This window comes from Streptomyces thermovulgaris, assembly GCF_002155915.1.
Classification (GTDB): Bacteria; Actinomycetota; Actinomycetes; order Streptomycetales; family Streptomycetaceae; genus Streptomyces; species Streptomyces thermovulgaris.
The window spans coordinates 1-4,929 of the sequence record NZ_MUME01000433.1 but is presented as its reverse complement, the minus strand read 5'-3'; the positions used below and the strand labels follow the sequence as shown (position 1 = coordinate 4,929).

The following is a 4,929-nucleotide window of genomic DNA, read 5'->3' as shown; positions in this document are numbered from 1 at the left end:
CGGGTGGGGCCGCGCTGGCCGAGCCGGTTGACGTCGAGGATCGCGATCAGGTTGTCCAGGTGCTCGTACCCGGCGTGCTCGGCGGCCTCCCAGACCGAGCCCTCGGCCAGCTCGCTGTCCCCGCACAGCACCCATACGCGGTAGTCGGCGTGGTCCAGGCGCTTGCCGGCCAGCGCGGCCCCACCCGCCACGGCCACGACCTGGACGCCTACGCCCGCCGCTTCCGTGCCTTCGACTGGCACACCATCGAGGTCGACGGCCATGACGTGGACGCCGTCGACCGCGCCTGCAGCGAGGCGGTCTCCACGAGGAGGCAACCCACCGCGATCATCGCCCGCACCCTCAAGGGCAAGGGCGTCAGGGCCACCGAGGACCGCGAGGGCCTGCACGGCAAGCCGGTGAAGGACGCCGAGGAGGCGATCGAGGAACTCGGCGGCGTCCGCGACCTCCGCGTCCGTGTGCACCTGCCGGACTCCGCCCGCCTTCTGCGCGCCGTGGGCAACGGCAGCCTCGAGCTGCCCCGCTGGGACAAGGGCGACCAGGTCGCCACCCGCGACGCCTACGGGCGGGCGCTCGCCGCGCTCGGCACCGCACGCGGCGAGATCGTGGCCCTGGACGGCGAGGTCGGCGACTCCACCCGTGCGGAGTTCTTCGCCAAGAAGCACCCCGACCGCTACTTCGAGTGCTACATCGCCGAACAGCAGATGGTCGCGGCGGCGGTGGGCATGGCCCGGCGCGGCTGGGTGCCGTACGCCTCCACCTTCGCGGCCTTCCTCACCCGCGCCCACGACTTCATCCGGATGGCCTCCATCAGCGGCTCCGGCATCAACCTCAACGGCTCCCACGCCGGGGTGTCGATCGGACAGGACGGCCCCAGCCAGATGGGCCTGGAGGACCTGGCGATGATGCGGGCCGTCCACGGATCGACCGTGCTGTACCCGTGCGACGCCAACCAGACCGCCCGGCTCGTCGCGGAGATGGCCGACCTGGACGGCATCCGCTATCTGCGCACCTCGCGCGGGGAGAGCCCGGTGATCTACGACCCCGAGGAGGACTTCCCCGTCGGCGGCAGCAAGGTGCTGCGCGCCTCCGACCGGGACCGGATGACGATCGTCGCCGCGGGCGTCACCCTCCACGAGGCGCTCGCCGCCGCCGACGCCCTCGGCCAGGACGGCATCGCGGCCCGGGTGATCGACCTGTACTCGGTCAAGCCGGTCGACCGGGCCGCGCTGCGCCGGGCCGCCGAGGAGACCGGCTGTCTGCTCACCGTGGAGGACCACCGCGAGGAGGGCGGCCTCGGCGACGCGGTGCTCGACGCCTTCCTCGACGGGCGTCCGGTGCCGCGCCTGGTCCGGCTCGCCGTCCGTACGATGCCGGGCTCGGCCTCGCCCGCCGAGCAGCTGCACGCGGCGGGCATCGACGCGGAGTCGATCGCGGCCTCCGCACGGCGGCTGGTGGGGACGGCGGTGGTGCCGTGAGCGACGGGGTGCGCAGGGTACGGGCCGGCCGGCGCACGGTGGAGGTGAGCCGGCCGGGCAAGGTCCTCTTCCCGGGCGGCGACGGCGCCGCCAAGGAGTACACCAAGGGCGACCTGGTCGACTACTACCGGTCCGTGGCGCCCTTCATGCTCCCGCACCTGCGGGGCCGCCCGCTGATGCTGGAGCGGCACCCGGACGGCCTGGGCGGCCCGGCGTTCATGCAGAAGAACACCCCGGAGCACTACCCGGACTGGATCACCCGGGCCGAGGTCGCCAAGGAGGGCGGCACGGTCACGCACACCGTCTGCGACAGCGTCGCCACGCTCGTGTACCTCGCCGACCAGGCCTGTCTGACCCTGCACCGCTGGCTGTCCCGCACCGGGCACCCCGAGCGGCCGGACCTGATGGTCTTCGACCTCGACCCTCCCTCGGCGTCCGGGCGGCCCGGAAGGACCCCCGAGGACGCCTTCGCGGCCGTGCGGGAGGCGGCATGGCAGTTGAAGGAGCTGCTCGACGAGCTGAGGCTGCCGTCGGCGCCGATGACGACGGGATCGCGCGGCCTGCACGTGACCGTCCGGCTCGACGGACGCCACGACTTCGACGAGGTGCGCGACTTCGCCCGGGACGTCGCCGAACTGCTCGCCGCCGACCATCCCGACCGGCTCACCACCGCCGCCCGCAAGAAGGACCGCGGCGACCGTCTCTACCTGGACGTCCAGCGCAACGGCTACGCCCAGACCGCGGTCGCCCCCTACACCGTGCGGGCCCGGCCCGGCGCGCCCGTCGCCGTCCCGGTCTCCTGGGACCAGCTCGACGACCCGGAACTCGGCTCCCGCCGCTGGACGATCGCCGACGCGGTCGACCAGGCCCGTACCGACCCCTGGGCCGGTGTGCCGCGCCGGGGCCGCGCCCTGGGCCCGGCCCGGCGCCGCCTCCACGCGCTGCGCGGCTGAGGCACGCCCGCCGCGCGCGGACGGCCCCTCCCCGCCGGAGGACACGAAGACCCGAAAGCCCGAAGGACACGAAGGCCCGGAGGACACCTCCGTCCACGAAGGTTTGGCCGACGGAGCTGCGGCCACCCGGAGGAGAGAGGTGGCCATGGCGAACACAAGAGACACATCGCAGGACTCACCGGAACCACGGCAAAGGCAGGAGTCACCGAGCAAGGACGACAACCGTACGGCGGCGCACCGGCCCAAACCGATGGAGGTGCTGCGCGAGGCGCGGGCCCAGTTCGCCGAGCTGACCGGTCTGAGCGCCGAGTCCGTGACCTCCTTCGAGCAGACGGAGGACGGCTGGTCCCTGGAGATCGAGGTCCTCGAGCTCGCCCGGGTGCCCGACACGATGAGCCTGATGGCGAGCTATCTGGTCGAACTCGACCCCGAGGGACAGCTCACCGGTTACCGACGCCTCCGCCGCTACGAACGCGGGCGGGCCGACGCACATCGGTCCGGCGGCCGCTAGGCCGCCCGCCCGCACCCACACCAGCAATTCCCCACACAGACAAGGAGGCGCGGTCGGCATGACCGTTGTCCCGGCACAGACGTCCGGCGGCGGGGGCGGCAGCAGCGGCCTCTACGACGTACTGGAACTCGTCCTCGACAGGGGGCTGGTGATCGATGCGTTCGTGCGGGTCTCCCTGGTGGGCATCGAGATCCTGAAGATCGACGTACGTGTGGTCGTCGCCAGCGTGGACACCTATCTGCGGTTCGCCGAGGCGTGCAACCGCCTCGACCTGGAGGCCGGGCCGCGCAAGAGCCCCGGCCTGCCCGAGATCGTCGGCGAGGTCACCGAGTCCGGTGCGCGCGGCAAGTCCAAGGGCGCGCTGTCCGGCGCCGCGCAGACGGTCTCCGAGGCCTTCAAGGAGGCCCGTGAGGAGCATGCGAGCGAGAGCGAGTCCCGGCCGAAGGCGCGCAGGGCCGGCTCGGCGCGCAGGAGGGAGGAGCGGGAGTGAGCACATATGTCTACGGGATCGTCTCCGCCTCGCACCCCGCGCTGCCGGAGGACCTGAGCGGCGTGGGCGACCCGCCGCGCGAGATCCGTGTGCTCAAGGCGGGCGAGCTGGCGGCGATCGTCAGCGACGCACCCGAGAGCCTGCGCCCCAAACGCAGGGACCTGCTCGCCCATCAGAACGTGCTCGCCGAGGTCGGCGCGGCCGGCTGTGTGCTGCCCATGCGGTTCGGCAACGCCGCCCCGGACGACGACGCCGTCGTCGCGGTGCTCGACGAGCGCGCCGAACACTACGGGGAGCGTCTGCGGGAACTGGACGGCAAGGTCGAGTACAACGTCAAGGGCAGCCACGTCGAGGAGGCCGTCCTGCGCCGCGTGATGTCCGAGAACGCGGAGCTCCGCTCCCTGGCGGAGGCCAACCGGAAGGCCGGCGGCGGCAGTTACGACGACAAGATCAGGCTCGGCGAACTGGTGGCGGCCGCGGTGCAGGCCCGTGAGGCGGAGGACGCCGCCGCGGTGGTGCGCGCCCTGGAGCCGGCCGCCGCCGCGGTCAGCGAGGGCCCGCAGTCCACCGGCTGGCTGGTCAACGCCTCCTTCCTGGTGGTCCGGGACCGGGCCGAACGGTTCCTGGCCGCCGTCGAGCAGGCCCGCGAGGACCTGCCCCATCTCGAACTGCGCGTCAACGGCCCGTTGCCGCCGTACAGCTTCGTCGAGCTCGGTCCCGCCGAGCCGGCGGGCACCGCCACGGGCGCGGACGCGGGAGCGGAGTGAAGGCCATGGGACTCATCACCGAGGTGCTGCTGCTGCCGCTCGCTCCGGCACGCGGCGGTGCCTGGGCAATCCGGCAGGTGATCCGCGAAGCGGAGCGGATCTACTACGACCCCGCCACCGTACGGGCCGAACTGGCCCGGCTGGAGCAGCAGTTGGAAGCGGGAGAGATCACCGAGGAGGAGTTCGACCGCCAGGAGGACGAACTTCTCGACCGGCTGGAGACCGGCATGCACGGGGGCGCGGGATCAGGTGAGGGGACGGCACGATGAACCGAATGGGACTCGGCCTCGCGATCGGGGCCGGATACCTCCTGGGACGGACGAAGAAGGCCAAACTCGCGCTCGCCGTGGGCAGCATGGTGGCGGGCAAGAAGCTCAACCTCGGCCCGGGCCGTGTCGCGGAACTGGTCAACCAGCAGCTGAAGGACAACCCCCAGATCAAGGAGATCGGGGACCAGCTGCGCCAGGACCTGCGGGGGGTGGGCAAGGCGGCCTCGGGCGCGATGGTCGAACGGCAGATGACCGCGCTCGCCGACCGGCTGCACGGCCGTACCTCGCAGGTCCGCGACCAGCTCGCCGGCGCCGTGCCGAAGACCGGCGAGGCCGGCGAGACCGGGGAGGACGGCGAGGCCGGCGAGGAGAGGACCATCGAGGGCGAGGCCGAGTACGAGGACCGGGAGGGCCGCGAGGCCGAGGAGGAACCCGAGTCCGCGGACGAGCCCGAGGGGGAG

The 4,929-nt window shown here is 72.8% G+C and carries 5 protein-coding genes and 3 pseudogenes; 7 read left to right on the top strand and 1 reads right to left on the bottom strand.

The genetic code is table 11. From position 1 onward, the window contains the following. Positions 1–263 (bottom strand): annotated as a pseudogene (locus CCN35_RS29775) (hypothetical protein); the annotation flags it as partial. On the opposite strand from CCN35_RS29775, the pseudogene CCN35_RS25965 reads away from it, so the two are divergent. The 7 genes and pseudogenes from CCN35_RS25965 to CCN35_RS25935 all read left to right on the top strand — a co-directional run. After that, a pseudogene (locus tag CCN35_RS25965) lies at positions 168–1,478 on the top strand (transketolase); the annotation flags it as partial. The pseudogenes CCN35_RS29775 and CCN35_RS25965 sit on opposite strands and share 96 nt — an antisense overlap. Then, positions 1,475–2,431 (top strand): non-homologous end-joining DNA ligase, encoded by a 957-nt coding sequence (gene ligD / locus CCN35_RS25960; RefSeq protein ID WP_067388977.1) that lies wholly within the window; start codon positions 1,475–1,477, stop codon positions 2,429–2,431. The pseudogene CCN35_RS25965 and the gene ligD, both read left to right, overlap by 4 nt. A gap of 145 nt (positions 2,432–2,576) precedes the next feature. Beyond that, on the top strand, positions 2,577–2,942 hold the full coding sequence (locus CCN35_RS25955; protein ID WP_079129523.1) for a gas vesicle protein GvpO: 366 nt from the start codon (positions 2,577–2,579) through the stop codon (positions 2,940–2,942). Between the two features lie 58 nt (positions 2,943–3,000). Further along, complete coding sequence (locus CCN35_RS25950) at positions 3,001–3,432, top strand: gas vesicle structural protein GvpA (RefSeq protein ID WP_067388973.1); 432 nt, start codon at positions 3,001–3,003, stop codon at positions 3,430–3,432. After that, the gene (locus tag CCN35_RS25945) at positions 3,429–4,199 is read left to right on the top strand and encodes a GvpL/GvpF family gas vesicle protein (RefSeq protein WP_067388971.1); all 771 of its coding nucleotides are present in this window, start codon (positions 3,429–3,431) and stop codon (positions 4,197–4,199) included. Before CCN35_RS25950 ends, CCN35_RS25945 begins: the two co-directional genes overlap by 4 nt. A 5-nt stretch (positions 4,200–4,204) precedes the next feature. Then, the gene (locus CCN35_RS25940) at positions 4,205–4,468 is read left to right on the top strand and encodes a gas vesicle protein GvpG (RefSeq protein WP_067389221.1); all 264 of its coding nucleotides are present in this window, start codon (positions 4,205–4,207) and stop codon (positions 4,466–4,468) included. Next, positions 4,465–4,929: pseudogene (locus tag CCN35_RS25935) on the top strand (PE-PGRS family protein); the annotation flags it as partial. The gene CCN35_RS25940 and the pseudogene CCN35_RS25935, both read left to right, overlap by 4 nt.

What these genes read in the sequence shown, in the direction of transcription:
- CCN35_RS25940 (WP_067389221.1), top strand. Translation starts at nt 4,205, where the DNA reads ATGGGACTCATCACCGAGGTGCTGCTGCTGCCGCTCGCTCCGGCACGC.
- CCN35_RS25955 (WP_079129523.1), top strand. Translation starts at nt 2,577, where the DNA reads ATGGCGAACACAAGAGACACATCGCAGGACTCACCGGAACCACGGCAA.
- CCN35_RS25950 (WP_067388973.1), top strand. Translation starts at nt 3,001, where the DNA reads ATGACCGTTGTCCCGGCACAGACGTCCGGCGGCGGGGGCGGCAGCAGC.